General features: G+C 71.4%; 21 protein-coding genes. 9 read left to right on the top strand and 12 right to left on the bottom strand.

Translation table 11 applies throughout. The features are described 5' to 3' along the window. Positions 1-138 precede the first annotated feature (138 nt). A complete protein-coding gene (gene arc, locus ACIRRU_RS17180) occupies positions 139-1,905 on the bottom strand; it encodes a proteasome ATPase (RefSeq protein ID WP_403681073.1) in 1,767 nt (588 codons plus the stop codon). 240 nt (positions 1,906-2,145) lie between these two features. On the opposite strand from arc, the gene ACIRRU_RS17175 reads away from it, so the two are divergent. After that, positions 2,146-2,457 carry a ferredoxin gene (locus ACIRRU_RS17175; protein WP_363202337.1) on the top strand — a complete coding sequence of 104 codons (312 nt, stop codon included), beginning with the start codon at positions 2,146-2,148 and terminating at the stop codon, positions 2,455-2,457. 12 nt (positions 2,458-2,469) lie between these two features. On the opposite strand, the gene ACIRRU_RS17170 is transcribed toward ACIRRU_RS17175, so the two are convergent. The 3 genes from ACIRRU_RS17170 to ACIRRU_RS17160 all read right to left on the bottom strand — a co-directional run bounded on the left by ACIRRU_RS17170 (position 2,470) and on the right by ACIRRU_RS17160 (position 5,513). Continuing rightward, the gene (locus ACIRRU_RS17170) at positions 2,470-3,051 is read right to left on the bottom strand and encodes a hypothetical protein (RefSeq protein ID WP_403681070.1); all 582 of its coding nucleotides are present in this window, start codon (positions 3,049-3,051) and stop codon (positions 2,470-2,472) included. Positions 3,052-3,293: 242 nt separating this feature from the next. Then, positions 3,294-4,202, bottom strand: a complete 909-nt coding sequence (locus ACIRRU_RS17165; protein ID WP_363204604.1) for a tRNA (adenine-N1)-methyltransferase — start codon at positions 4,200-4,202, stop codon at positions 3,294-3,296. A gap of 60 nt (positions 4,203-4,262) precedes the next feature. After that, entirely contained in the window at positions 4,263-5,513 is a 1,251-nt protein-coding gene (locus tag ACIRRU_RS17160) for a site-2 protease family protein (RefSeq protein ID WP_403681066.1), read from the bottom strand. A gap of 177 nt (positions 5,514-5,690) precedes the next feature. Here ACIRRU_RS17160 and ACIRRU_RS17155 point away from each other — a divergent pair, with 177 nt between their 5' ends. After that, positions 5,691-6,536, top strand: a complete 846-nt coding sequence (locus ACIRRU_RS17155) for a RecB family exonuclease (RefSeq protein WP_403681250.1) — start codon at positions 5,691-5,693, stop codon at positions 6,534-6,536. Positions 6,537-6,545: 9 nt separating this feature from the next. Further along, positions 6,546-7,217 carry a response regulator transcription factor gene (locus ACIRRU_RS17150; protein WP_336672575.1) on the top strand — a complete coding sequence of 224 codons (672 nt, stop codon included), beginning with the start codon at positions 6,546-6,548 and terminating at the stop codon, positions 7,215-7,217. A gap of 75 nt (positions 7,218-7,292) precedes the next feature. On the opposite strand, the gene ACIRRU_RS17145 is transcribed toward ACIRRU_RS17150, so the two are convergent. The 3 genes from ACIRRU_RS17145 to metH all read right to left on the bottom strand — a co-directional run bounded on the left by ACIRRU_RS17145 (position 7,293) and on the right by metH (position 13,569). Next, entirely contained in the window at positions 7,293-8,891 is a 1,599-nt protein-coding gene (locus tag ACIRRU_RS17145) for an ABC transporter substrate-binding protein (protein WP_403681062.1), read from the bottom strand. 309 nt (positions 8,892-9,200) lie between these two features. Next, a complete protein-coding gene (locus ACIRRU_RS17140) occupies positions 9,201-9,902 on the bottom strand; it encodes an HAD family phosphatase (RefSeq protein WP_363204607.1) in 702 nt (233 codons plus the stop codon). Between the two features lie 151 nt (positions 9,903-10,053). Continuing rightward, positions 10,054-13,569: a methionine synthase gene (gene metH, locus ACIRRU_RS17135; protein ID WP_403681059.1), complete on the bottom strand. Its 3,516-nt coding sequence runs from the start codon at positions 13,567-13,569 to the stop codon at positions 10,054-10,056. Between the two features lie 240 nt (positions 13,570-13,809). On the opposite strand from metH, the gene ACIRRU_RS17130 reads away from it, so the two are divergent. The 5 genes from ACIRRU_RS17130 to ACIRRU_RS17110 all read left to right on the top strand — a co-directional run bounded on the left by ACIRRU_RS17130 (position 13,810) and on the right by ACIRRU_RS17110 (position 20,482). Beyond that, entirely contained in the window at positions 13,810-14,574 is a 765-nt protein-coding gene (locus tag ACIRRU_RS17130; protein ID WP_363204609.1) for an IclR family transcriptional regulator, read from the top strand. A 503-nt stretch (positions 14,575-15,077) separates the two neighbouring features. Continuing rightward, positions 15,078-15,884, top strand: a complete 807-nt coding sequence (locus ACIRRU_RS17125) for an MIP/aquaporin family protein (protein WP_403681056.1) — start codon at positions 15,078-15,080, stop codon at positions 15,882-15,884. Between the two features lie 58 nt (positions 15,885-15,942). Beyond that, positions 15,943-17,487 carry a glycerol kinase GlpK gene (gene glpK, locus ACIRRU_RS17120; protein ID WP_363204611.1) on the top strand — a complete coding sequence of 515 codons (1,545 nt, stop codon included), beginning with the start codon at positions 15,943-15,945 and terminating at the stop codon, positions 17,485-17,487. 15 nt (positions 17,488-17,502) lie between these two features. Next, positions 17,503-19,113, top strand: coding sequence for an FAD-dependent oxidoreductase (locus ACIRRU_RS17115; protein WP_403681053.1), 1,611 nt, complete (start codon positions 17,503-17,505; stop codon positions 19,111-19,113). 286 nt (positions 19,114-19,399) lie between these two features. Continuing rightward, positions 19,400-20,482, top strand: coding sequence for a PAC2 family protein (locus ACIRRU_RS17110; protein WP_403681050.1), 1,083 nt, complete (start codon positions 19,400-19,402; stop codon positions 20,480-20,482). A 114-nt stretch (positions 20,483-20,596) separates the two neighbouring features. On the opposite strand, the gene mshC is transcribed toward ACIRRU_RS17110, so the two are convergent. The 4 genes from mshC to ACIRRU_RS17090 all read right to left on the bottom strand — a co-directional run bounded on the left by mshC (position 20,597) and on the right by ACIRRU_RS17090 (position 24,133). Further along, the gene (gene mshC, locus ACIRRU_RS17105) at positions 20,597-21,826 is read right to left on the bottom strand and encodes a cysteine--1-D-myo-inosityl 2-amino-2-deoxy-alpha-D-glucopyranoside ligase (protein WP_403681047.1); all 1,230 of its coding nucleotides are present in this window, start codon (positions 21,824-21,826) and stop codon (positions 20,597-20,599) included. Positions 21,827-21,947: 121 nt separating this feature from the next. Beyond that, positions 21,948-22,787, bottom strand: a complete 840-nt coding sequence (locus ACIRRU_RS17100; protein ID WP_403681044.1) for an SCO1664 family protein — start codon at positions 22,785-22,787, stop codon at positions 21,948-21,950. Further along, a complete protein-coding gene (locus ACIRRU_RS17095) occupies positions 22,751-23,341 on the bottom strand; it encodes a DUF3090 domain-containing protein (RefSeq protein ID WP_363204616.1) in 591 nt (196 codons plus the stop codon). The genes ACIRRU_RS17100 and ACIRRU_RS17095 overlap by 37 nt, the downstream gene beginning before the upstream one ends. 69 nt (positions 23,342-23,410) lie before the next feature. Next, positions 23,411-24,133, bottom strand: a complete 723-nt coding sequence (locus ACIRRU_RS17090) for a histidine phosphatase family protein (RefSeq protein WP_403681041.1) — start codon at positions 24,131-24,133, stop codon at positions 23,411-23,413. A gap of 55 nt (positions 24,134-24,188) precedes the next feature. Here ACIRRU_RS17090 and corA point away from each other — a divergent pair, with 55 nt between their 5' ends. Continuing rightward, complete coding sequence (corA, locus tag ACIRRU_RS17085) at positions 24,189-25,181, top strand: magnesium/cobalt transporter CorA (RefSeq protein ID WP_403681039.1); 993 nt, start codon at positions 24,189-24,191, stop codon at positions 25,179-25,181. Between the two features lie 87 nt (positions 25,182-25,268). On the opposite strand, the gene ACIRRU_RS17080 is transcribed toward corA, so the two are convergent. Further along, positions 25,269-26,057, bottom strand: coding sequence for a ferritin-like domain-containing protein (locus ACIRRU_RS17080; protein WP_403681036.1), 789 nt, complete (start codon positions 26,055-26,057; stop codon positions 25,269-25,271). Position 26,058 lies beyond the last annotated feature (1 nt).

Raw genomic sequence — 26,058 nt, 5'->3', positions numbered from 1 at the left:
ACTCGGCGGTACCGCAGAGCCTAGAGCGCCTCCGCGCCGGTGGGGAGCTCCCTTGCGACTTTGCTCCGGCGTGGCCGGAACGGTGGAATGCCACCGGCCGCGGACACCCCCTCCGGGCATCCGCAGCCGGTCCGCGTATTACAGGTACTGGCCGGTATTGGCGACCGTGTCGATCGACCGTCCGGTGTCCGCGCCCTGCTTTCCGGTGACGAGCGTGCGGATGAAGACGATCCGCTCGCCCTTCTTTCCGGAAATCCTGGCCCAGTCGTCCGGGTTGGTGGTGTTCGGCAGGTCCTCGTTCTCCTTGAACTCGTCCACGCAGGCCTGCAGGAGATGAGCCACCCGCAGCCCCTTCTGGTCCTGTTCCAGGAATGCCTTGATGGCCATTTTCTTCGCCCGGTCGACGATGTTCTGAATCATCGCGCCGGAGTTGAAGTCCTTGAAGTACAGCACTTCCTTATCGCCGTTGGCGTAGGTGACCTCGAGGAAGCGGTTCTCCTCGGACTCCGTGTACATCCGCTCCACGACCGACTGGATCATGGCGTGGGCGGCGGCCTCGCGCGAGCCGGTGTGCTCGGAGAGGTCGTCCGCGTGCAGCGGGAGCGAGGGGGTGAGGTACTTCGCGAAGATGTCCTTCGCCGCCTCGGCGTCCGGACGCTCGATCTTGATCTTCACATCGAGGCGGCCGGGGCGCAGGATGGCGGGGTCGATCATGTCCTCGCGGTTGGAGGCGCCGATGACGATGACGTTCTCCAGGCCCTCCACCCCGTCGATCTCGGCGAGCAGCTGCGGGACGATGGTGTTCTCCACGTCCGAGCTGACGCCGCTGCCGCGGGTGCGGAAGAGGGACTCCATCTCGTCGAAGAAGACGATGACGGGGGTGCCCTCGCTCGCCTTCTCCCGCGCACGCTGGAAGACCAGGCGGATGTGCCGCTCGGTCTCACCGACGTACTTGTTGAGCAGCTCGGGGCCCTTGATATTGAGGAAGTAGCTCTTCCCCGCGGGCTGCCCGGTGACCTCGGCGACCTTCTTGGCGAGCGAGTTGGCGACGGCCTTGGCGATGAGCGTCTTGCCGCAGCCGGGCGGCCCGTAGAGCAGGATGCCCTTCGGCGGCCGCAGCTCGTGCTCCTTGAAGAGGTCGGGGTGCAGATACGGAAGCTCGACCGCGTCGCGGATCAGCTCGATCTGGTCGCCCAGGCCGCCGATCTTGTCGTAGTCGATGTCCGGGACCTCTTCGAGGACCAGCTCCTCGACCTCGCTCTTGGGGACCACCTCGTAGACGTAACCGGACCGGGAGTCGAGCAGCAGGGCGTCGCCGGGGCGGATGGTGATGTCCAGCAGGGGCTCGGCGAGCCGCACCACCCGCTCCTCGTCGGTGTGCCCGACCACCAGGGCGCGCTCGCCGTCCTCAAGGATCTCCTTGAGGGTGACGATGTCCCCGGCCCGCTCGAACTCCATGGCCTCGACCACGTTGAGCGCTTCGTTGAGCATGACCTCCTGGCCGCGCCGAAGGTCCTCCAGCTCGACACTGGGAGAGACGTTCACCCGGAGCTTGCGGCCCCCGGTGAAGATGTCGCAGGTGCCGTCCTCGTTGGCCTGGAGGAAGACGCCGAAACCGGCCGGCGGCTGCGCGAGCCGGTCGACCTCCTCCTTGAGGGCCACGATCTGGTCACGCGCCTCACGGAGCGTGTTGGCGAGCCGCTCGTTCTGGGCGGACACACCCGCCAGGTTCGTCTGCAACTCGACGATCCGCTCTTCGAGAATCCTCGTATGACGCGGAGAGTCGGCGAGCTTACGTCGCAGGACGGCGATTTCCTGCTCTAGATAGGCAACCTGGCCGGCCGGGTCCTGTGACCCTCGCGCGGGCCGGATGCCGCGGTTGATGTCGTCGTCGTGGGCTGCCACGGTCCTCACCTCCTCCATGGGGAGCTGGACGCTTCCTGACCCTACCTGGGTGGGTGATGATTGAAACCCCTAGATCACAAAGACTCCCGGGTGTGTCCGATCTTCACCCTTGCGCTCTCCCCCACGTGAAGGGAATACCCACCCTTCGGCACCGGAAAGCCGCCGGTTGTATCGTCGAACAGGTCAACACCCGTCAGGGCTGGCCCCCATTGCTTCGGATACGCAGGAACGGCAGGACTCATGACCGTGCAGCAGGACTCGCCGGGCGACAGCGGCACCCAGGATCTGGAGGTCTGGATCGACCAGGATCTGTGCACGGGGGACGGCATCTGCGTGCAGTACGCCCCGGACGTCTTCGAGCTGGACATCGACGGTCTGGCGTACGTGAAGAGCGGCGACGACGAGCTGCTCCAGGACAAGGGCGCGACCACCCCGGTGCCGCTGCCGCTCCTCCAGGACGTCGTCGACTCGGCCAAGGAGTGTCCGGGCGACTGCATCCATGTGCGGCGCGTCAAGGACAGCGTCGAGGTGTACGGGCCGGACGCGGAGTAGGTCCCGCGCGGCTCAGACGCTGCGGGCGAGGTCGCCGGAGGTGCGGACGAACGCCTTGCCCTGCCATCGCCAGGACGCCCGTTCCTCCTGGTCGGGGCAGCAGCGGGGGACGTCGAGCGAGGAATAGCCGAGCAGGGTCGCCGTGACACGGCCCTCCCGTACGGCGAGGTCGCCGACCGTCTTCCTGTCCGCGGGGTCCACCAGCGTCGCCACGACCCTGGGTGCGGCCCCGCTCGCGCCGGTCACGACGTAGACGCCGCTCGGCGGGGTCCCGGAGCCCGCGGCGCAGTGCACCACGGCGACGGTTTCCGGCCGCCCGTCGCCGTCGAGGTCACCGGGGGCCTGCCGGGCCACGGTGGTCCCGGCGCCGCCGCACTCCACCGGGAAGTCCACGCCGGCCGGATCCGGTGCGGAGGCGGGCCGGCCGTGCTCGGCCGTCCTGCGCTGCTCGGGGGCCGTGGCGGTGGCGGTGGCCGTACGGGTCTGGAGCAGCCCGGCCAGGGCGACGACGCCGGCCATCGCGGCGGCCGTGGCGATCCAGTGCACCGGCCTGGCCGCGGTGTGCGCGAGATCCGGGAGCGCGGAGGGCTGCACGCGGGATGTCTCCTGATGGTTCCTGGGAGCCCCGGGAGGGGGTGCGGAACACCGCCTGGGGGTGCCCAGCATCGTGCCACACCTCACACTCCGGCGGAACGGCGGGGTGGGCACGGATTTCGCCGCCGGGCCGCCGCGGGGGACGACGGCGAGGGGCGGCAACGCGCGGGCGCCGCCGCGCCGTTGCCCGGTCGGTCGGGCAACGGCGCGGCGGCGCCGGTTCGCATGGCCGGTCGGCCGGGTCAGCCGCGGGCGGCGGAGCCGTTCTGGCCGCCGGGGCCGTCGTAGTCCTCGCCGTAGGCGCCCTTGGAGGGACGGCGGCGGCGCAGCGGCGGCTCGACGCCGTCCGCGAGGCGGCGGGCGGTGACCAGGAAGCCGGTGTGGCCGATCATGCGGTGGTCGGGGCGGACGGCGAGGCCCTCCACGTGCCAGTTGCGGATCATCGACTCCCAGGGCTGCGGTTCGGCGAAGCAGCCGATCTCGCGGATGGACTCGACGGTGCGCGAGAGCTGGGTGGTGGTGGCCACGTAGGCGCACAGGATGCCGCCGGGCACCAGGGCCTTGGAGACGGCCTCCAGGCACTCCCAGGGGGCGAGCATGTCCAGTACGACGCGGTCGACGTCGGCGTCGGAGAGGTTGTCCTGGAGGTCGCCGACGGTCAGCTGCCAGGCGGGGTGCGGCGAGCCGAAGTAGCGCTCGACGTTCTGCTGGGCGATCTCGGCGAAGTCCTCGCGGCGCTCGTAGGAATGCAGCATGCCCTGCTCTCCGATGGCGCGCAGCAGGAAGGTGGAGAGTGATCCGGAGCCGACCCCGGCCTCCACGACGCGGGCGCCGGGGAAGATGTCGGCGAAGGCCAGGATCTGCCCCGCGTCCTTGGGGTAGACCACGGCGGCGCCGCGGGGCATGGACAGGACGTAGTCGGGGAGCAGGGGGCGCAGCGCGAGGTAGGCGACGTTTCCCGTGGTGCGGACAACACTGCCCTCGGGAGCACCGATCAGCTCGTCGTGCTGGAAAGAACCCTTGTGGGTGTGGAAGCTCTTCCCGGCTTCGAGCGTGAAGGTGTAGTGGCGTCCCTTGGGGTCGGTGAGCTGGACCTGGTCCCCGACCTTGAAGGGCCCACGTCGGCGGGCGGCACCGGTCGGTTCAGACATGTGACCAGCGTACCGGTCGTTCCGGGGCCGCCGACCGCCGCTCCCCCGCCCCCGAGGGGGTCAGGAACCGGGGCGGGCCATGGCCTTGACGAAGGCGCGCTCCACGTCGGCGGTGGACAGGACCCCGTAGATCTCGCCGGTCTCCTCGACGACCAGGTACTCGGTGGCGGGGGTCGCCTTGAGGCGGTCCAGGAGGGCTTCGCCGGCCAGTTCGGCGGGGACCTTCATGCCGTCGGTGAGGTCCTGGGCGAGGCCGCTGACGGCGACCCAGGGGCGGCGGTGCTCGGGGACGCCGACGATGGCGGCCTCGCGGACGACGCCCTTGGGGTCGCCCTGTCCGTCGACGACGACCAGGGCGCGGGCGCCCGCCTCGTTGGCCCGGCGCAGCGCTTCGGAGAGCGGGGTGGCGGACTCGACGGGGACGGCGCGGCGGGTGAGGGTGCGGGCGCGGAGGTCGGGCAGGTGCTCGCGGAGGCGGGCCATGCGCAGGCTGTTGCCCGCGCCGGTCCAGATGATCCCGGCGAGGATCGCGGCGAGCAGGGCGTCCATGACGGTCTCGACGCCGCCGATGTCCTGGGGGGAGCCGCCGAGCGTTCCGGTGTGGGTGAGCAGCGGCAGTCCGATGAGGACGGTGATCGCCAGGCCGCGGCCGACCCAGGCGGCGGCGACGGTGCCGCTCATGGGCTTGCCGGTGATCTTCCAGACGACGGCGCGGAGCATCCGCCCGCCGTCGAGCGGCAGGCCGGGCAGCAGGTTGAAGGCGGCCACGATGAGGTTGGAGATCATCAGGCCCGCGAGCAGGACGCCGGGGACGGTGCCGGGCTCGACGAACTGCATCGCCCCGTAGAAGACCGCGCCGAGCACGAGGGACAGGAGCGGGCCGACGAAGGCGAGGACGAACTCGCGGCCGGGGGTCTCGGTCTCCTTCTCGATCTCCGAGACGCCGCCGAAGAACTGGAGCTGGATACGGCGGACGGGGAGCTTGTAGCGCAGGGCGGCGACCGTGTGGGCCAGTTCGTGGACGAGGACGGAGGCGTAGAAGGCGATCGCGAAGAACAGCGCGACGAGGTAGCGGGCTCCGCCCAGTTCGGGCAGCACCCGGTCCAGCTGCCCGCCGAAGACCCAGGTGATCAGCGCGGCGACGACGAACCAGCTGGGCGCGACGTAGACGGGCACCCCGAAGGGGCGGCCCATGAGCAGCCCGCCGCCCGGCTCCGCGGGCCGCTTGGGCTTGTCGTCGTCCGGGGCGGCGCCGGGGCCCGTGCCCCCTGCGCCGGGCTGCGGCCGCCCGCTGTCGCCGCTCTCGTCCACGGGATCCCTTCGGTTCGGTGAGTGGCCTTTGCCACGATCATGCAGTGTGCGAGGGTCTGCCGTCGATGGTATGCCGCTGACTGTCGGTGGCGGGCCGTAGGGTCTGGAGTCATGACTTTCGTGCCGCGGCAGCCCCAGCCGCCCTCGTCGCTGTCGCCGTCGCGGGCGAGCGATTTCATGCAGTGCCCTCTGCTCTACCGCTTCCGGGTCATCGACAAGCTGCCGGAGAAGCCCAGCGAGGCGGCGACCCGGGGCACGCTGGTCCACGCGGTGCTGGAGCGGCTCTTCGACGCCCCGGCGGCCGACCGTACGGCGCCGCGGGCGCGGGGGCTGGTGCCCGGCCAGTGGGACCGGTTGCTGGAGTCGCGGCCGGAGCTGGGCGAGCTGTTCGCCGAGGACGCCGGGGGTGAGCGGCTGACGCGCTGGCTGGGCGAGGCGGAGCAGCTGGTGGAGCGGTGGTTCTCGCTGGAGGACCCGACGCGGCTGGAGCCCGCGGAGCGCGAGCTGTTCGTGGAGACGGTGCTGGAGTCGGGGCTGCGGCTGCGCGGGGTGATCGACCGGGTGGACGTGGCACCGAGCGGCGAGGTCCGGATCGTCGACTACAAGACGGGCAAGGCCCCGCGGCCGGAGTACGCCGACGGTCCGCTGTTCCAGATGACGTTCTACGCCCTGGTGGTCTGGCGGCTGAAGGGTGTGGTGCCGCGCCGCCTCCAGCTGGTCTATCTGGGCAGCGGCGACGTCCTGACGTACGACCCGGTGGTGGCGGACCTGGAGCGGGTGGAGCGCAAGCTGCTGGCCCTGTGGGACGCGATCTCGCGGGCGACGGAGACCGGCGACTGGCGGCCGCGTCCGACGAAGCTGTGCGGCTGGTGCGACCACCGGGCGGTCTGTCCGGAGTTCGGCGGGACTCCCCCGGTCTACCCCCTGGCGGTGCGCCCGGCCGCGTCGGGTGAGGACGCTCAGGGCAGAATGGGAGCGGTCCGGGCCGAGGCCGGCCGAGCTGTGGCCCTTGAGGGCCCTTAAGGAGTTCCTGTGGCGATCCGCGTCCTTCTGGTCGACGACCAGCCTCTGCTGCGCACCGGTTTCCGGATGATTCTGGAGGCGGAGGGCGATCTGGCGGTGGTCGGTGAGGCCGGTGACGGTCTCCAGGCCATCGATCAGGTGCGGGCCCTGCAGCCCGATGTGGTGCTGATGGACATCCGGATGCCGCGGATGGACGGGGTGGAGGCGACCCGTCAGATCACCGGCCCCGGCAAGGACGGCCCGGCGAAGGTCCTGGTGCTGACCACCTTCGATCTCGACGAGTACGTGGTGGAGGCGCTGCGGGCGGGGGCGAGCGGGTTCCTGCTGAAGGACGCCCCGGCGGCCGAGCTGGTGCAGGCGATCCGGGTGGTCGCGGCGGGTGAGGCGATGCTCGCCCCGAGCATCACGCGCCGGCTGCTGGACAAGTACGCGGACCATCTGCCCTCCGGCGAGGAGCCGGTGCCCGACGCCCTGCACACGCTGACGGACCGTGAGGTCGAGGTGCTGAAGCTGGTGGCGCGCGGGCTGTCCAACGCGGAGATCGCCGCGGACCTGTTCGTCAGCGAGACGACGGTGAAGACCCATGTGGGCCATGTGCTCACGAAGTTGAGCCTGCGCGACCGGGTGCAGGCCGCGGTGTACGCGTACGAGAGCGGGCTGGTGCGCCCCGGCGCGCAGTAGGCCCGTCACGCGCGCAAAGCCGTCCGGCCCGCACCTCCTCGAAGCAGGAGGGTGCGGGCCGGACGGCTGAGCGGGCTAGGCGTTGGGCCGGTTCAGCTCCCACAGCTGGAGCTCGGAGGTGGAGCTGACGGAGCGCTCCACCCCGGCGATGCCGGCGCGGGAGGCCACGTACTGCTTGCCCTGCCAGACCGGGAGCAGGGGGACGTCGTTGGCGACGATGTCCTGGAGCTTCTCGTAGGTCTCCCCGGCGGCGGTGCGGTCGGCCTCACGGCGCGACTGCGGGATGAGGACGTCCTGCGCCTCGCGCGAGCGGTAGGGCGAGTTGAGGAAGTTGTTCTTGTCGAGGAACGGCGCGGTGTAGTTGTCCGGGTCCGGGAAGTCGGGGAACCAGCCCATGCCGTAGGCCGCGTAGTCGCCGCGCTTCTGCTCCGGGCGGTACTTCGACCACTCCGTGCCCCGGACGTCGACGTCGAAGAGGCCCGAGCGGTTCAGCTGCTGCTGGAGCGTCTTGAACTCCTTGGCGGTGGCCGGGCCGTAGTGGTCGTTGGTGTAGTGCAGGGTGAACTTCACGGGGGTCTTGGTCCCGGCGTCCCGCAGTGTCTCGGCGGCCTTGGCGGTGTTGGGCTCGCCGTACTTGTTGAAGAAGGAGTTCGTGTGCCCGGCGATGCTGGTGGGGATCATCGAGTAGAGCGGCTCGGCGGTGGTGCCGTACACCTCGCCCGCGATCTCGCCGCGGTCGATGATCTGAGCCATGGCCTGCCGGACGGCCTTGTTGACCACGGGGTCCTTGGTGTTGAACGCGAGGTACCTGATGGCCAGGCCGGGCATCTCGGTCAGCTCGACGCCCTCCTGCGGGTTGACCAGCAGGTCGCGGGCCTGCTCGGGGGACATGGCCCGGGTCATGACATGGATCTTCTTCTCGTCGAGCGCCTTGCCCATGGCCTCGGAGTCGGGGAAGAGGTCCATCTCGACCTTCTCGTTGAGCACCTTCAGCTCACCCTTGTACGAGGGGTTCTTGGAGAAGTTGATCTTGACGACGCGGCCGTCCTTCACCTCGGGCTTCATGGTGTACGGGCCGGAGCCGTCGACCTGGAAGCCGTCGCGGGGGGTCTTCGCCGCGTAGTGCTTCTTCGGGACGATGCCCGCGGCGGGGGTGGAGAGCTTGTACGGGAAGGTCGCGTCGGGCGTCTTCAGGTGGAAGATCACCTGCTGGTCGCCCTTGGTCTCGATGGTGTCGATGTTGTCGAGCAGACCGGTGGGACCGCTGTCGGCGCCGATGGCGACGACGCGCTGGACGGAGTGCTTCACGTCCTCGGCGGTGATGGGCGTCCCGTCGGCGAACGTGAGGCCCTCGCGCAGGGTGCAGCGGTAGCTCTCGCTCTCGGTGTCCGTGAAGCCGCAGCTGCGGGCGGCCTCGGGCACCGGCTCACCGCCCCCGCTGGGGACGACGGTGAGGGTCTGCACGGTCTGGCGCAGGACGTTCCAGACGCCCGCGTCGTAGCCGATGGCCGGGTCGAACGGGGCGGGGTTCTCCTCGGAGGCCACGAACTGGTCCGTGGTGCCGACGACGATGGCCCCATCGCCACCGGCGCCGCTGTCCGTGCTGCCACAGGCGGCGAGCACGGGGGCGAGCAGGCCGACGAGGGCCGGCAGCACCAGGGTCTTGCGGTTCATCTGAAGGTTCTCCCTCATCCCGGCAGGTGAGGAATCAAAGGTAGTAGCCGCCGCGCGGCGCTCCCACCCGCGCGACGGGACAATCATCGCGCCCGAGCCGCCGGGAGGGACGGCAGACGATCAGCATTCCGGACAACTCCGTCGATCCCGATGGCACCTGGGAGGCTCCCGGGTGAGGAAGCTCACCTCCGGGGCCGCTTCACCGCCCTGTCCGGTGACTGACGCGTGTTCACGCGATGTTGCGGGAACGCACACGGACACGGGAGAGAAATCCGCCGTTCGTTCACAGAGCCACGCTCGGTGTCCGGGTCACCCCCTCCCGGTGACGAGTCCCCGGAGGAAGGCGAGGTCGACCTCTTCGAGGGAGCCGACGACCACCCGGCCGTCGGCCGGGGCGATCGGGGACACCGACGGCACGGCGACCACCCGGCATCCGGCGGCCTCGGCGGCGGCCACCCCGGTCGCGGTGTCCTCGATCACCGCGCAGCGCCAGGGGTCGGCGCCGAAGCCCGCGGCGGCGGTGAGGTAGGGCTCGGGGTGGGGCTTGGTCCGGGTCACCTCGTCCCCGGCGACGGTGAGTGCGAAGTGGTGGCGGCCCACCGAGTCCAGCACCCGGTCGATGACCCTGCGGTGGGAGGCGGAGACGAGCGCGGTGGGCACCTCGTGCGCGGCCAGTTCGGCGAGCAGCCGGTCGGCGCCGGGCATCAGGTCGACCCCGCGCGCGATGCGCTTCTCGAAGCCGTCGTTGAGCAGCACGCTCAGCTCGTCCAGCCGGATGTCGGCGCCGGTGGCGTCGATGAGATACCCGGCGCTGCGGGTCATCGGACCGCCCACCACGACCTCCCGCCAGGACTCCTCCAGCCGGTGTCCGAGGCCCGCGAAGACCTCCTTCTCGACGTCCCACCAGAAGCCCTCGGTATCGACCAGGGTTCCGTCCATGTCGAGAAGGACCGCCTGCAGTGCGGCGCCTCCGGCCGTGCGGGTCAAGGACGCGGGAACCGTGCTGGTCATCCGGCACACCTTCCGTAAGGGACGAGAAGGCCGGTCGCCACTCCCACCCGGGGAGGACGACCGGCCTGCGCTGGACCGATAATTGTACGACGTGTCCGGCCATTGTGCGCTCAGCGCGTGAAGAGCGCGGCAGCCGCGTGTGAACGGCCGGCTACCGGGCGTTGAAGTACTTCGCCTCGGGGTGGTGGATCACGATGGCGTCCGTGGACTGCTCCGGGTGGAGCTGGAACTCCTCGGAGAGGTGGACGCCGATGCGCTCCGGCTGGAGCAGGTCCGCGATCTTCGCCCGGTCCTCCAGGTCGGGGCACGCCCCGTAGCCGAGCGAGAACCGCGCGCCGCGGTACTTCAGCGCGAACATGTCCTCGACGTCCGCCGGGTCCTCCCCGGCGAAACCCAGCTCACCGCGGACCCGGGCGTGCCAGTACTCGGCGAGGGCCTCGGCGAGCTGGACGGACAGGCCGTGCAGCTCCAGGTAGTCGCGGTAGGAGTTGGCGGCGAAGAGTTCGGCGGTGGCCTCGCCGATCTTCGAGCCGACGGTGACGACCTGGAGGCCGATGACGTCCCGCTCGCCGGACTCCTCCGGGCGGAAGAAGTCCGCCAGGCACAGACGGCGGCCCCGGCGCTGGCGCGGGAAGGTGAAGCGGGTGCGCTCCGAGCCGTCCTCGTGCAGCAGGATCAGGTCGTCACCCTTGGATACGCACGGGAAGTAGCCGTAGACGACGGCGGCCTCCAGCATGTTCTCGGTGTGCAGCTTGTCGAGCCAGCCGCGCAGATGGGGGCGGCCCTCGGTCTCCACCAGTTCCTCGTAGGAGGGTCCGTCGCCGGTACGGGCCTGCTTCAGGCCCCACTGGCCCTTGAAGAGCGCGCCCTCGTCGAGCCAGGAGGCGTACTCCTTGAGCTGGATGCCCTTGACGACCCGGGTTCCCCAGAACGGCGGCTCGGGGACGGGGTTGGTGGTGGAGACGTCCGAGCGGACGCCCTCCTCGGGCCGCTCCTCGACCTCGGTCACCGGGGCGTCCCGCTTCGGCACCCGGCGCTGCTTCAGCTCGGGGAGAGCCGCGCCGGGGACGCCGCGCTTGACGGCGATCAGGGCGTCCATCAGCCGCAGGCCCTCGAACGCGTCCCGGGCGTAGCGGACCTCGCCCTCGTAGATCTCGTGGAGGTCCTGCTCCACATAGGCCCGGGTGAGGGCCGCGCCGCCAAGGATGACGGGGTAGTCCGCGGCCATGTTGCGCTGGTTCAGCTCCTCCAGGTTCTCCTTCATGATCACCGTCGACTTCACGAGGAGGCCGGACATGCCGATCACGTCGGCGCGGTGCTCCTCGGCCGCTTCCAGGATCGCGGAGACGGGCTGCTTGATGCCGAGGTTGACGACGTTGTAGCCGTTGTTGGACAGGATGATGTCGACGAGGTTCTTGCCGATGTCGTGGACGTCGCCGCGGACGGTGGCCAGCACGATGGTGCCCTTGCCGTCGTCGTCGGTCTTCTCCATGTGCGGCTCCAGATAGGCCACCGCGCCCTTCATGACCTCGGCGGACTGGAGGACGAACGGCAGCTGCATCTGGCCCGAGCCGAACAGTTCACCGACGACCTTCATGCCCTCCAGAAGGGTGTTGTTGACGATGTCCAGGGCGGGGGTGTCCTGGAGCGCCTCGTCGAGATCGGCCTCCAGGCCGTTCTTCTCGCCGTCGATGATGCGGCGCTGGAGGCGCTCGTCGAGCGGGAGGGCCAGCAGCTCCTCGGCCTTGCCCGCCTTCATCGACTTCATGTTGACGCCCTCGAAGAGCTCCATGAGCTTCTGGAGGGGGTCGTAGCCCTCGGCGCGGCGGTCGTAGATCAGGTCGAGGGCGGTCTTGACCTGCTCCTCCTCCAGCCGGGCGATGGGCAGGATCTTCGAGGCGTGCACGATCGCCGAGTCCAGCCCCGCCTTGACGCACTCGTCCAGGAAGACGGAGTTCAGCACGACGCGGGCGGCCGGGTTGAGACCGAAGGAGATGTTGGAGAGGCCGAGGGTGGTCTGGACGTCGGGGTGGCGCTTCTTCAGCTCGCGGATCGCGCCGATGGTGGCGATGCCGTCGCCGCGCGACTCCTCCTGGCCGGTGCAGATGGTGAAGGTCAGGGTGTCGATGAGGATGTCGGACTCGCGGATGCCCCAGTTGGTGGTGAGGTCCTCGATCAGCCGCTCGGCGATGGCGACCTTCGTCCCGACCGTACGGGCCTGGCCCTCCTCGTCGATGGTCAGCGCGATCAGCGCCGCCCCGTGCTCCGAGGCCAGCGCGCTGACCTGGGCGAACCGGGACTCGGGGCCGTCGCCGTCCTCGTAGTTCACCGAGTTGAGCACGGCGCGCCCGCCGAGCTTCTCCAGCCCGGCCCGCAGCACGTCCAGCTCGGTGGAGTCCAGCACGATCGGGAGCGTGGAGGCGGTGGCGAACCGTCCGGCCAGCTCGGCCATGTCCGCGACGCCGTCCCGGCCGACGTAGTCGACGCAGAGGTCGAGCATGTGCGCGCCCTCGCGGATCTGGTCGCGGGCCATCTCGACGCAGTCGTCCCAGCGCGCCTCCAGCATGGCTTCGCGGAACTTCTTGGAGCCGTTGGCGTTGGTCCGCTCCCCGATCGCGAGGTAGGAGGTGTCCTGGCGGAAGGGCACGGTCTGGTAGAGCGAGGCGGCTCCGGGCTCCGGGCGCGGTTCGCGGGCGGCGGGCGCCAGCTCCCGGACCCGCTCGACGACCTGGCGCAGGTGCTCCGGCGTCGTACCGCAGCAGCCGCCGACCAGGGACAGCCCGTACTCGTGGACGAAGGTCTCCTGGGCGTCCGCCAGCTCGGCCGGGCCCAGCGGGTAGTGGGCGCCGTTCTTGCCGAGGACCGGCAGACCGGCGTTCGGCATGCAGGAGAGCGGGATGCGGGAGTGCCGGGCGAGGTAGCGCAGGTGCTCGCTCATCTCGGCGGGGCCGGTCGCGCAGTTCAGGCCGATCATGTCGATGCCGAGCGGCTCCAGGGCCGTCAGTGCCGCGCCGATCTCCGAGCCGAGGAGCATCGTGCCCGTCGTCTCGACCGTGACGGAGCAGATCAGCGGGAGCGTGAGGCCGGTGGCCTCCATGGCGCGCCGGGCTCCGACGATCGAGGCCTTCGTCTGGAGCAGGTCCTGGGTGGTCTCCACCAGGAGGGCGTCGGCACCGCCCGCGATCATGCCCTCGGCGTTCTGCTGGTAGGCGTCGCGCAGGGTGGTGTAGGGGGCGTGGCCCAGGGTCGGCAGCTTGGTGCCCGGACCCATGGAGCCCAGCACCCAGCGCTGCTGTCCGCTCGACACGGTGAACTCGTCGGCGACCTCGCGCGCGATCCGGGCGCCCGCCTCTGCCAGCTCGTACACCCGCTCGGGGATGTCGTACTCGGCGAGCGCCGCGTAGTTGGTGCCGAAGGTGTTGGTCTCGACGCAGTCGACGCCGACCGAGAAGTACTCCTCGTGGACCGAGCGCACGATGTCGGGGCGGGTGATGTTCAGGATCTCGTTGCAGCCTTCGAGGTTCTCGAAGTCCTCAAGGGTGGGGTCCTGTGCCTGGAGCATCGTTCCCATCGCTCCGTCGGCCACCACCACGCGGGTGGCGAGCGCCTCTCGGAGGGCGTCTGCTCGGGTCCGGCTGTCGGCGGCGGATGTCGGCAACGAGGCCATGGATGATCTCCCAGGGATGCGACGGCTGTCGGCTTTGCGTCCTTCTCGGGGAAGGCGCACCCGGCCAGCGTAGCGGGACGGCACCCCGGACGGTCAGGGCGTCCATGGGACGGACTCCATGCTGTACGGGGTGGGGTGCGCGGGGACGGGTGGCGGAGACTTTCTCCGGGCGCCGGGCGTAGGTCGGCATCGACCGATAGTGTTCAGCATTGTCGAACCGAGGTGGAGGAGTACGGCGCGATGGCGAAGAACATCCAGTCGCTGGAGCGGGCGGCCGCGATGCTGCGGCTGCTGGCGGGCGGCGAGCGCCGGCTCGGGCTCTCCGACATCGCCTCGTCGCTGGGGCTGGCCAAGGGCACCGCGCACGGCATCCTGCGCACCCTCCAGCTGGAGGGGTTCGTCGAGCAGGACGCGGCGTCGGGCCGCTACCAGCTCGGCGCGGAGCTGCTGCGGCTGGGCAACAGCTATCTGGACGTCCACGAGCTGCGGGCCCGCGCCCTGGTCTGGACGGACGACCTGGCCCGCTCCAGCGGCGAGAGCGTGCACCTGGGCGTCCTGCACCAGCACGGCGTCCTGATCGTCCACCACGTCTTCCGGCCGGACGACAGCCGCCAGGTGCTGGAGGTCGGGGCGATGCAGCCGCTGCACTCCACGGCGCTCGGCAAGGTGCTCTCGGCGTACGACCCGGTGGCCCACAGCGAGGTCGTGGAGGCGGAGCGGCGCTCCTTCACCGGGCGCACCGTGACCGCGGCCGACGAGTTCGAGGCGATGCTCGACCTGGTCCGGGCCCAGGGCTGGGCCGCCGACGCGGAGGAGACCTGGGAGGGCGTGGCCGCCGTGGCCGCGCCGGTGCACGACCGGCGCAGGATGCCGGTGGGCGCGGTCGCCGTGACGGGCGCGGTGGAGCGGGTGGCCCCGGGCGGGACGCTGCGGCCCGAGCTGATCGCGGCCGTACGCGACTGCGCCCGCGCGGTCTCCCGCGACCTGGGCGCCGGGCGCTTCTGAGCGGCGGGCTCTCCGGAAGCCGGGCGGACCGCGCCCCCGAGAGCCCGGCGGACCGCGCCCCTCCGAGAGCACGCTGGACCGCGCCCCGCGAAAGCCCGGCGGACCGCGCCCCGCGAAAGCCCGGCGCCCCCCTGAGAGCCGGGCGGCCGCCCCCGTGACCGGGCCTGTTTCCGCCGGGGCCGTGCGGCTTCTCCTGTGCGCCGGGTCCCGCCCCACTCGCGCCCGCGCGCGTCCGGGCGCATCGTGGGGTAACGATCGCGTCGCGCACCGGGTTCTGCGCCACAGAACCCTTGACGCATCTTTCACACAAGGAAACACTGCCGTTCAACGGTCGGCATTGTCGAACGACTAACGGCAATACGCGTTAGAGTGTGACAGTGCCAAGGGCCGGTCAAGCCCTTACAGGTGGTCTGCCCACGCTTCGTGGATACCCACCTGGGGCGTGGAACACCGGCGGGACCGGTGGTCCGCGCTCCCCTGGACGAAGGACAAAGGAGTCGCGGGTGTCCAGCTCCGACATTTTCATCGGCGAGACCATAGGGACCGCCGTACTCATCCTGCTCGGCGGCGGTGTCGTCGCCGCCGTCACCCTGAAGCGCTCGAAGGCCCGGAACGCGGGCTGGCTGGCCATCACCTTCGGGTGGGGCTTCGCCGTGCTGACCGGCGCCTACCTGGCCGGCGGCGTATCGGGCGCCCACCTCAACCCGGCGGTCACGCTCGGCCTGGCCATCCAGGGCGGTACCGAGTGGAGCGACGTGCCCCTCTACCTCGGCTCCCAGCTGCTCGGCGCGATGATCGGCGCCGTACTGGTCTGGGCGGTGTACTACGGGCAGTTCCACGCGCATCTGACGGACCCGGAGATCGTCGGGACCAAGGCCAGGGACGGGGACGAGGACGACGAGGGCCTCGTCGACCAGGCCGCCGCGCCCAAGGCGGGCCCCGTGCTCGGGATCTTCTCCACCGGCCCCGAGATCCGCAACGCCGTGCAGAACGTCGTCACCGAGGTCATCGCGACCGTCGTCCTGGTCCTGGCCATCCTGACCCAGGGCCTCAACGACGAGGGCAACGGCCTCGGCACGCTCGGCGCCCTGATCACCGCCCTGGTCGTGGTCGGTATCGGTCTGTCGCTCGGCGGGCCCACCGGATACGCCATCAACCCGGTCCGTGACCTCGGCCCGCGCATCGTCCACTCCCTGCTGCCGCTGCCGAACAAGGGCGGCTCGGACTGGGGCTACGCCTGGGTGCCCGTCGTGGCTCCCCTCATCGGCGGCGCGCTGGCCGGCGGGCTCTACAACCTGGCCTTCGCCTAGCCCGCGCGGGTATCAGCGCCGTAACCCCTCTCCATCCACAGACTTCCGGGAGCACACCGTGACCGACGAACACACCACCGGGACCCACGGCAGCGGGCCGTTCATCGCGGCCATCGACCAGGGCACCACCTCCAGCCGCTGCATCGTCTTCGACAAGGACGGCCGGATCGTCTCCGTCGACCAGAAGGAGCACGAGCAGATCTTCCCCAAGCCGGGCTGGGTCGAGCACGACGCGACCGAGATCTGGGAGAACGTGCAGGAGGTCGTCGCCGGGGCGATCGTCAAGGCGGGCATCACCTCCGCCGACGTCAAGGCGATCGGCATCACCAACCAGCGCGAGACCACCCTGCTGTGGGACAAGAACACCGGGGAGCCGGTGCACAACGCCCTCGTCTGGCAGGACACCCGCACCGACGCGCTCTGCCGGGAACTGGGCCGCAACGTGGGCCAGGACCGTTTCCGCCGCGAGACCGGGCTGCCGCTCGCCTCGTACTTCGCCGGGCCCAAGGTCCGCTGGCTGCTCGACAACGTCGAGGGGCTGCGCGAGCGCGCCGAGGCGGGCGAGATCCTCTTCGGCACGATGGACTCCTGGATCATCTGGAACCTCACCGGCGGCACCGACGGCGGTGTCCACGTCACCGACGTCACCAACGCCTCGCGCACCCTCCTGATGAACCTGCGCCGCATGGAGTGGGACGAGAAGATCCTCCACTCCATCGGCGTCCCAGCCGCGGTGCTCCCCGAGATCCGCTCCTCCGCCGAGGTCTACGGCCACGCCAAGGGCGGCATCCTCGACGGGGTGCCGGTCGCCTCCGCGCTGGGCGACCAGCAGGCGGCCCTGTTCGGCCAGACCTGTTTCGCCGAGGGCGAGGCCAAGTCCACGTACGGCACCGGCACCTTCATGCTGATGAACACCGGCGGAACCCCGGTGAACTCCTACAACGGGCTGCTCACCACGGTCGGCTACCGGATCGGCGACAAGCCCCCGGTGTACGCCCTGGAGGGCTCCATCGCGGTCACCGGCTCGCTGGTGCAGTGGATGCGCGACCAGATGGGCCTGATCAAGTCGGCCGCCGAGATCGAGACGCTGGCCTCCTCGGTCGAGGACAACGGCGGCGCGTACTTCGTGCCCGCCTTCTCCGGCCTGTTCGCCCCCTACTGGCGGCCCGACGCCCGGGGCGTCATCGCCGGTCTCACCCGCTACGTCACCAAGGCGCACATCGCCCGTGCCGTCCTGGAGGCCACCGCCTGGCAGACCCGCGAGATCAGCGACGCCATGACGAAGGACTCCGGCGTCGAACTGACCGCGCTCAAGGTCGACGGCGGCATGACGTCCAACAACCTGCTGATGCAGACGATCTCCGACTTCCTGGACGCGCCCGTGGTGCGTCCCATGGTCGCCGAGACCACCTGCCTCGGCGCTGCCTACGCCGCCGGTCTCGCCGTCGGCTTCTGGCCGGACACCGACGCCCTGCGCGCCAACTGGCGCCGGGCGGCCGAGTGGACCCCCCGCATGGACGCGGACACCCGTGACCGCGAGTACAAGAGCTGGCTCAAGGCCGTCGAACGGACCATGGGCTGGGTCGAGGACGAAGAAAGCTGACGAGGAGCATTCACCATGACCACCCTGCAGAGCGTTCCCGCCCTAGGGACGCACCCGGCCTCCGGCACCCTGCCGAGCCGCGCCGAGACCCGGGACCAGCTGTCCCGGGCCACGTACGACCTCCTGGTCATCGGCGGCGGCATCCTGGGCATCTCCACCGCCTGGCATGCCGCGCAGTCCGGGCTGCGGGTGGCTCTGGTGGACGCCGGTGACTTCGCCGGCGCCACCTCCTCCGCCTCCTCCAAGCTGCTCCACGGCGGTCTGCGCTACCTCCAGACCGGTGCGGTCAAGCTGGTCGCGGAGAACCACTTCGAGCGGCGCGCGGTCTCCCGCGAGGTGGCCCCGCACCTGGCCAACCCGCTCACCTTCTACCTGCCGGTCTACAAGGGCGGCCCGCACGGCGCGGCCAAGCTCGGTGCGGGCGTCTTCGCCTACTCCGCGCTCTCCGCGTTCGGCGACGGCGTCGGCCACGTCATCTCCCCGGCCAGGGCCCGGCGCGACGTGCCCGAGCTGCGGACGGACGACCTCAAGGCGGTCGCGGTCTACCGCGACGACCAGATGAACGACGCGCGCATGGCGCTGATGACGGTCCGCGCGGCCGTCGACGCGGGCGCCGTCGTCCTCAACCACGCGGCCGTCACCGGGCTGCGCTTCACCCGGGGCCGGGTCACCGGCGCCGAGCTGAAGGACAGCACCGACGGCACCGAGTTCGGCGTCGACGCCCGGCTCGTGCTCAACGCGACCGGCCCCTGGGTCGACCACCTGCGGAAGATGGAGGACCCCAACGCGGCCCCCTCCATACGGCTGTCCAAGGGCGCCCACCTGGTCCTCAAGCGGACCCGGCCGTGGGGGGCGGCGCTGGCCACCCCGATCGACAAGTACCGCATCACCTTCGCGCTGCCGTGGGAGGACATGCTGCTCCTCGGCACCACCGACGAGGAGTACGAGGGCGACCCGGCGGACGTCGCGGTGACCGAGGCCGACACCGCGCAGATCCTCGACGAGGCGGCGTTCTCGATCAGGGACCAGCAGCTGTCGCGCGATCTGATCACGTACTCCTTCGCGGGGCTGCGCGTGCTGCCGGGCGGCCCCGGTGACACCTCCAAGGCCAAGCGCGAGACGGTCGTGTCCGAGGGCCGCGGTGGGATGCTGTCGGTCGCGGGCGGCAAGTGGACGACGTTCCGCCACATCGGCCGCACCGTCATGAACAAGCTCGCCGCCCTCCCCGGCCACCCGCTGGCCGAGGACATGGAACCGATGGACCGGCTGCCGCGCAAGCTGCCGCTGCCCGGCATCGCCAACCCCGACGCGGTCGCGCACCGGCTGCTGATCGACGCCCCGGCGCCCGGCCCCCGGATGGCCCCGGACACCGCCCGGCACCTGGCCACGCACTACGGCTCGCTCGCCTTCGACATCGCCCGCCTGGCGAACGAGGACCCGGCGCTCGCCGAGCGCGTCCACCCCGACGCCCCGGAGATCTGGGCGCAGGTCGCCTACGCCCGCGACCACGAGTGGGCCGTGAGCGCCGACGACGTGCTGCGCCGCCGGACGACGCTGACCATCCGGGGCCTGGCCACGGACGAGGTCCGCGACGGGGTCGAGAAGCTGCTCGCCGACCGGGACTGATCCACCCCCCACGGGTACGGCACGGGGGCGGCCTCCGCGAGGAAGCCGCCCCCGTCTCCGTGTCCGCGCCCCCTCCCGCGCCCCGGTGCCCGCCCACGGGGCAACGCGCCACGCGGCCGCCGCGACGATGCAACGTGCCGTAAGGACAGCGCAGTTCGTCGCGTTCCCGGCCGGCCCGTGAGGGCGGGGCACGGGGTTCACCCGGCCGTGCGTGAGAGCGGCGGCGGAGGGCCTGAGACGCCGTAAGGTTGCCCCGTACGTATGGAGACATCGGAAGGAGGCCCGGGTGATCGAGCTTGAGTCGGTGCCCGAGCTGATCGATCCGGTCATGGTGGCCGCGTTCGAGGGCTGGAACGACGCCGGGGACGCCGCCTCGACAGCGGTCGGCCATCTGGACCGGGAGTGGAAGGGCGAGGTGTTCGCGGCGCTGGACGCCGAGGACTACTACGACTTCCAGGTCAACCGGCCCACGGTGTGGCTGGACGGCGGGGTGCGGAAGATCACCTGGCCGACGACCCGGCTCTCCGTGGTGCGGATCGGCGGGGAGAAGCCCCGGGACCTGGTCCTGGTGCGCGGGATCGAGCCGTCGATGCGCTGGCGCTCGTTCTGCAACGAGATCCTGGGGTTCGCCCACGAGCTGGGCGTCGAGATGGTCGTCATCCTGGGCGCGCTGCTGGGCGACACCCCGCACACCCGGCCGGTGCCGGTGAGCGGGGTCACCTCGGACGCCGATCTGGCGCGGACGATGGATCTGGAGGAGACCCGCTACGAGGGCCCGACGGGCATCGTCGGGGTCCTCCAGGAGGCCTGCACGCACGCCGGGGTGCCCGCGGTGAGTCTGTGGGCGGCGGTGCCGCACTACGTGTCGCAGCCGCCGAACCCGAAGGCGACGCTCGCTCTGCTGAACCGGCTGGAGGACCTGATCGGGCTGCGGATCCCGCTGGGCGAGCTGCCCGAGGACGCGCGGGCCTGGCAGGTGGGCGTGGACCAGCTGGCCTCGGAGGACAGCGAGGTCGCGGAGTACGTCCAGACGCTGGAGGAGGCGCGGGACACCGCGGAGCTGCCCGAGGCGTCCGGCGAGGCCATCGCCCGGGAGTTCGAGCGCTATCTGCGGCGGCGGGACGGCGGTCCCGGCCAGGGGCCGGGGAGCCACGCGACGGAGAGCGGGGACGGGTCGTATCTGCGGGACCCCTCCGGTGGCCGCACCCGCCCGCCGAGGCCGCCCCGCCCGGAGCCGGGTCGGGGCAGGAAGCCCGGCCACCCCGAGAACAAGGGCGGTGACGACGGCGAAACGGGCGACGACAAGGGCGGCCGGGGTCCCGACGCCCCGCCCGGAGAGACCTCAGGGGACACCCCCGGGGAGGACTGACCCCCGGGACGGGTACGGCCAGCTGGGCGCCGCACGGGGGACGGAGACGGCGACCGGCCCCGAACTTCCTGGAGAAGTCCGAGGCCGGGGCGGCGGGCGGGGCGCCGGAGCCCGCTACAGCGCGACCCCCAGCAGGGCGTCGGCGGTACGGGAGACGAGGCCGGGCGCGCCCTCTTCGCCGCCGCCCTCCGCGTCCTGGAGCGCGGCCCAGCGGTCCACCGCGGCCAGCGCGGCGGGGCTGTCCAGGTCGTCCGCGAGGGCCGCGCGGACCTCCTCGACCAGGGCGTCGGCGGACGGGCCGTCGGGGCGCGAGACCGCGGCCCGCCAGCGCGCGAGGCGCTCGACGGCGTCGGCCAGTACCTGCTCGGTCCACTCCCAGTCGGAGCGGTAGTGGCGGGAGAGCAGCGCGAGCCGGATGGCCGCCGGGTCCACGCCCTCGCGGCGCAGCGCCGAGACGAAGACCAGGTTGCCGCGCGACTTCGACATCTTCTCGCCGTCCAGGCCGACCATCCCGGCGTGGACGTACGCCCGGGCGAACGGGTGCTCGCCGGTCAGCGCCTGGGCGTGCGAGGCGCCCATCTCGTGGTGCGGGAAGGCGAGGTCGGAGCCGCCGCCCTGGATGTCGAAGCCCATGCCGAGGTGGTCGAGCGCGATGGCGACGCACTCGATGTGCCAGCCGGGGCGGCCCTGGCCGAGCGAGGCGCCCTCCCAGCTCGGCTCGCCCGGCCGGGCGGCCATCCAGAGCATCGGGTCGAGGGGGTTCTTCTTGCCGGGGCGCTCCGGGTCGCCGCCGCGTTCGGCGGAGAGCAGCCGCATCGCCTCGGCGTCGAGGCCGGAGACCTCGCCGAAGTGCGGGTCGGCGTCGACGGAGAAGTAGATGTCGCCGTCCAGTTCGTAGGCGGCGCCCGCGTCCCGGAGGCGTTCGACCAGGGGCACGATGCCCGGTATGGCCTCGACCGCTCCGATGTAGTGCCGCGGGGGCAGCATCCGCAGGGCGGTCATGTCCTCGCGGAAGAGCGCCGTCTCGCGCTCCGCCAGCTCGGTCCAGTCCTGGCCGTCGCGCACGGCCCGCTCCAGCAGCGGGTCGTCCACGTCGGTCACGTTCTGGACGTAGTGAACCTGCCGCTTGGTGTCGAGCCACACGCGTTGAACGAGGTCGAACGCGTTGTAGGTCGCCGCATGACCCATGTGGGTCGCGTCGTACGGCGTGATGCCGCAGACGTAGATGCGGGCGACGGGACCGGGGTCAAGGGTGATCCGTCCGCCGGTCGCGGTGTCGTGGATCCGAAGGTCGCGGCCCTTGCCGGGCAGGGCGGGGACCTCAGAAGCGGGCCAGGCATGCATGTCCTGAGCGTAACCGGACGATGCTTCCGGATACGAACCGGATCCGGAATCCTGTCCGAAGACGCCCCCTTGCGGGAAACCTCTGGCCAGCATCGTGAAAGCCCCCGCCGGATCGCCTCCGCTACACGGGGGGCCACGGGATCGGCGGCCACTGGCCGCTCGGCCGCGGATGCACGCCGTCCTTCACCAGTGCGGCGACCCGCCCGCGCAGCGCCTCCGCCTCGGCCGGTGTGACGAGTTCGGCCATCCGGGTGGCCAGGGCCGTCCCCGGGGCCAGGGCGGCGGTGAGCCGCTCCAGCACCGCCAGCGCCTCCGCGGTCAGCGGCTCGCCGGCCCAGCCCCACAACAGGGTCCGCAGCTTGTCGTCCGCGTTGAAGGTGACCCCGTGGTCGATGCCGTACAGCCGTCCGCCGGGGGCGGGCAGCAGGTGGCCGCCCTTGCGGTCACCGTTGTTGATCACCGCGTCCAGCACCGCGAGCCGCCGCAGCCGGGGGTCGTCGGCGTGGACCAGCAGCGCGGTCCGCCCCTCCCCCACGTCCGCGAAGCCCACGGCCTTCCAGCCCTCGCCCGGCTCCTCGCCCTCGACGAGCGCCAGCAGTTCGGGGACGTCCGCTTCGGACTCGGGGCCCTCGATCCACAGCTGGCACATACCCGGCCCGTAGGGCCCCTCCCGCAGCACGGTGGGCGGCACGAGGTCCCAGCCGGTCGCCCGGGAGATCTCGTACGCGGCGACCTCCCGCTGGGCGAGCGTCCCGTCGGGGAAGTCCCAGAGCGGCTGCTCGCCCGCGACCGGCTTGTACGCGCAGGTGCGCTCCTCGCCGTCGTACGCCACCGTGCAGTGGAGCACCGCGTTGGACGCCCCGCCGACCTGCCCGAGCACGGTGAGCGTGCCCTCGGTGAGCAGGGTGAGCGCGTCGGTGTCGGTCAGGCTCCGCGACGGTATCCGTTCTGGCGCGGGCATACGTGTCCTTCCGGATCGAGCGGGAGGCTGCACAGCGGGCACGGCGGGCGCCCGGCGTTGACGACGTCCAGGGCGCGCTTGGCGAAGGCGCGGGCCTGGGCGCCGCTGAGCCGGACGCGGAGCATCGGCGGGCCGTTCTCCTCGTCCTGGAGCAGCTTCTCCTCGGCCTCCGCGAGGTCGTCCTCGGAGTCGGCGTCCAGCTCGACGAGGGCCTGCGCCTCGACGATCATGCGCTGTTCGTCGCCGTCCCAGGCCAGGGCCATGGTGCCGACCCGGAACTCCTCCTCGACCGGGACGTCCAGAGGCGCGGTGTCGGTGACGTCGGTGGGCGCCATCGCGGGGACCGGGGAGTTGCCGCCGGTGCGGCGCACGACCTCGTCGAGCAGTTCGTCGATCCGCTCGGCGAGGGCGGCGACCTGGGTCTTCTCCAGGGCCACGCTGGTGACCCGGCCCTGGGAGGACGCTTGCAGGAAAAACGTACGACGGCCAGGCAATCCGACCGTACCGGCCACGAATCGGTCCGGTGGGTCGTAGAGGAACACCTGACGGGACACGTCCTGCTCCCTTGAGATTCGACGGTGGTTGGGGGCGCTACGGCGCGTCCACCCTACTGCCCGCGGAGATCACGGCGCGCCCGCGCCGCCCCCGACCGTGGCGTCCGCCGTGCTGTCGCCGGCGGGCGAGGCGGCGGCGTCCGCTCCGGCGGGCCGTTTGTGGGGCGCGAGCGGGGTGAGGTCGCCGGTGTCGCCCAGGCGCAGCAGGAAGGGGCGCAGCCGGGTGTAGCGGATCGCGGTGACCGAGCAGGGGTCGGCGTGGACGCGCTGGAAGAGGTCCAGGTGCATCCCCAGCGCGTCGGCGACGAGCGCCTTGATGATGTCGCCGTGCGAGCACATCACGTACGTGGCGTCCTCGCCGTGCTCCGCCTCGACCCGGGCGTTCCAGTCGCGTACGGCGTCCACCGCGCGGGCCTGCATGGCACGCATGGACTCACCGCCGGGGAAGGCGGCGGCGGAGGGGTGCTGCTGGACGACGGACATCAGGGGCTCGTCGGCGAGTTCGGCCAGTTTCCGCCCCGACCAGTCGCCGTAGTCGCACTCGCTGACCCGGTCCTCGATGTGCAGGGCCAGGCCGGGGCGGGCCGCCAGCAGCGGCTCCAGGGTCTCCCGGCAGCGCTCCAGCGGGCTGCTGACGGCGAGGACCGGGGCCAGGGCGGCCAGCCGGGCGGGCAGGGCCGCGGCCTGCTCGGCGCCGCGTTCGTCGAGGTGGACGCCGGGGGTGCGGCCCGCGAGCACTCCCGCGGTGTTGGCGGTGGAGCGTCCGTGGCGTACGAGGATCAGCGTGGGCATACCCGCCAGCGTAGAGGGGTGGCGAAGGTGCGTGGAGGCGGGTTCACGGGGAAGAATGCCCGCCGTGATCGTGGACTGTGCCATCTACCGGGACGGGCGCCGCACCGAGCGGCCCGAGGACTTCTCCGATGCCCTGGCGGAGGCGCGGGGCGCGCCGGACGCGTTCCTGTGGATCGGGCTGCACGAGCCGACGGAGACGGAGTTCGATCTCGTACGCCACGAGTTCGCGCTGCATCCGCTGGCCGTGGAGGACGCGCTGCGCGCGCACCAGCGGCCGAAGCTGGAGGTGTACGACGACTCGCTGTTCGTGGTCCTGAAGCCGGTCGTCTACGAGCCCGCGGGCGACACCGTCAGCGCCGACGAGCTGATGGTCTTCATAGGGGACTCGTTCGTGGTCACCGTCCGGCACGGCGAGGGCGCCCCGCTGGCGGCCGTGCGCCGGCGGCTGGAGGCCGAGCCCCAGGTCCTCAAGCACGGGCCGACGGCGGTGCTGTACGCGGTGAGCGACGCGATCGTGGACCACTACCTGGACGTGACCGGGGAGCTCCAGGTCGACCTGGAGGAGCTGGAGGCCGAGGTGTTCGCGCCGAGCGGCGGCGACTCGAAGAACACCGCGGCCCGGATCTACACCTTCAAGCGGCAGGTGCTGGAGTTCCGCCGGGCGGCCGGCCCGCTGACCGGTCCCATGGCCCGGCTCTCGGCCGCGGGCGTGCCGTTCGTGCACGAGCACGCGCAGCCGTTCTTCCGGGACGTGGCCGACCACCTCACGCGCGCCAACGAGCAGGTGGAGGGGCTTGACCGGCTGCTCTCGGACATCCTCTCCGCGCATCTGGCGCAGATGGGCGTCCGGCAGAACGACGACATGCGCAAGATCTCCGCCTGGGCGGCGATGGCCGCCGTCCCGACGATGGTGGCGGGCATCTACGGCATGAACTTCGACCACATGCCGGAGCTGCACTGGACGTGGACGTATCCGGCGGTGGTGGCGCTGATGGCCTTCGCGGTGTACGGGCTGTACCGGCTGTTCAAGCGGCGCGGCTGGCTCTGAGCAGCCCGGCCGGGCTTCCGGGGGCCCGGCCGGTTCCGGGCCGTGCGGTGGCGCCGGGCGGCGGCGGTGTGGGCCGCCGCCCGGGACTCAGGCGTACTCGTGCTCCGGCACGGCGGGGCTGCCGAGCGCGTCGCGCCGCTCGGGCATCTCCAGGGCCACCATGCGCCGCCAGCCGACGAGGCGTTCGTACGCGTACATCGCGTGGATGCCCGCGGCGAGCACGGCGGCCTTGGGGCGGGACCAGCCCAGGAGGCGGCCCATGTGGGCCATCACGGCGAGGCTGACGTCGCGGTAGACGCGGATCTCGGCCAGGGCGCACTCGCGCATGATCCGCTGGATGGTCCGGCCGTGGCCCTCGCGCGCGAGGGTGAGCAGTTCCTCGTGGCAGTAGGCGAGGTGGTTGTCCTCGTCGTGGGAGATCATCTTCACCGCGCGGCCGATGTCGGGGTGGTCGGCGAAGTACCGGCGCAGCAGCCGCATCTGCTCGGAGGCGCGCTGCTCGGTGATGCGGCTGTGGGCCAGATAGGTGATGATGTCGCGCTCGGTGAGCCGTTCCTCACCGCGCAGCCGGGAGTGGGCGAGCCCGATCCCCTGCCGCTCCAGGAGCATCGTGTAGTCGGTCTCCGGCGGGACCTCCACGGGCGGCAGGCCGCGCTTCTTCAGCAGGGCGTTGAAGATCCGGCCGTGCTTGTCCTCGTCGGCGCCGTGCCGGACGATCCGGGGGCCGAGGCCGCGGCGGTTCTCGGGGACGAGGGCGGCGATCCGGGCGTTCTCCCAGCCGCCCTGGGACTCCCCGCTGGCGGCGATGGAGCAGAAGAGCCGGTAGGCCTCGTCGTCGTCGAGGATCTCCTGGAACACGCTTTTCGCTGACAGCATG

This window comes from Streptomyces sp. NPDC101181, assembly GCF_044767975.1.
In the GTDB taxonomy this organism is placed as follows: Bacteria; Actinomycetota; Actinomycetes; order Streptomycetales; family Streptomycetaceae; genus Streptomyces.
Note: the sequence above shows the minus strand (reverse complement) of the source record. Positions and strands in the feature narration are given on the sequence as shown.

Coding starts and splice junctions, on each gene's coding strand:
- ACIRRU_RS17175 (WP_363202337.1), top strand. CDS start 2,146: ATGACCGTGCAGCAGGACTCGCCGGGCGACAGCGGCACCCAGGATCTG.
- ACIRRU_RS17165 (WP_363204604.1), bottom strand. CDS start 4,202: ATGTCTGAACCGACCGGTGCCGCCCGCCGACGTGGGCCCTTCAAGGTC.
- ACIRRU_RS17155 (WP_403681250.1), top strand. CDS start 5,691: ATGCAGTGCCCTCTGCTCTACCGCTTCCGGGTCATCGACAAGCTGCCG.
- ACIRRU_RS17145 (WP_403681062.1), bottom strand. CDS start 8,891: ATGAACCGCAAGACCCTGGTGCTGCCGGCCCTCGTCGGCCTGCTCGCC.
- ACIRRU_RS17140 (WP_363204607.1), bottom strand. CDS start 9,902: ATGACCAGCACGGTTCCCGCGTCCTTGACCCGCACGGCCGGAGGCGCC.
- metH (WP_403681059.1), bottom strand. CDS start 13,569: ATGGCCTCGTTGCCGACATCCGCCGCCGACAGCCGGACCCGAGCAGAC.
- ACIRRU_RS17130 (WP_363204609.1), top strand. CDS start 13,810: ATGGCGAAGAACATCCAGTCGCTGGAGCGGGCGGCCGCGATGCTGCGG.
- ACIRRU_RS17115 (WP_403681053.1), top strand. CDS start 17,503: ATGACCACCCTGCAGAGCGTTCCCGCCCTAGGGACGCACCCGGCCTCC.
- mshC (WP_403681047.1), bottom strand. CDS start 21,826: ATGCATGCCTGGCCCGCTTCTGAGGTCCCCGCCCTGCCCGGCAAGGGC.
- ACIRRU_RS17100 (WP_403681044.1), bottom strand. CDS start 22,787: ATGCCCGCGCCAGAACGGATACCGTCGCGGAGCCTGACCGACACCGAC.
- ACIRRU_RS17090 (WP_403681041.1), bottom strand. CDS start 24,133: ATGCCCACGCTGATCCTCGTACGCCACGGACGCTCCACCGCCAACACC.
- corA (WP_403681039.1), top strand. CDS start 24,189: ATGCCCGCCGTGATCGTGGACTGTGCCATCTACCGGGACGGGCGCCGC.
- ACIRRU_RS17080 (WP_403681036.1), bottom strand. CDS start 26,057: ATGCTGTCAGCGAAAAGCGTGTTCCAGGAGATCCTCGACGACGACGAG.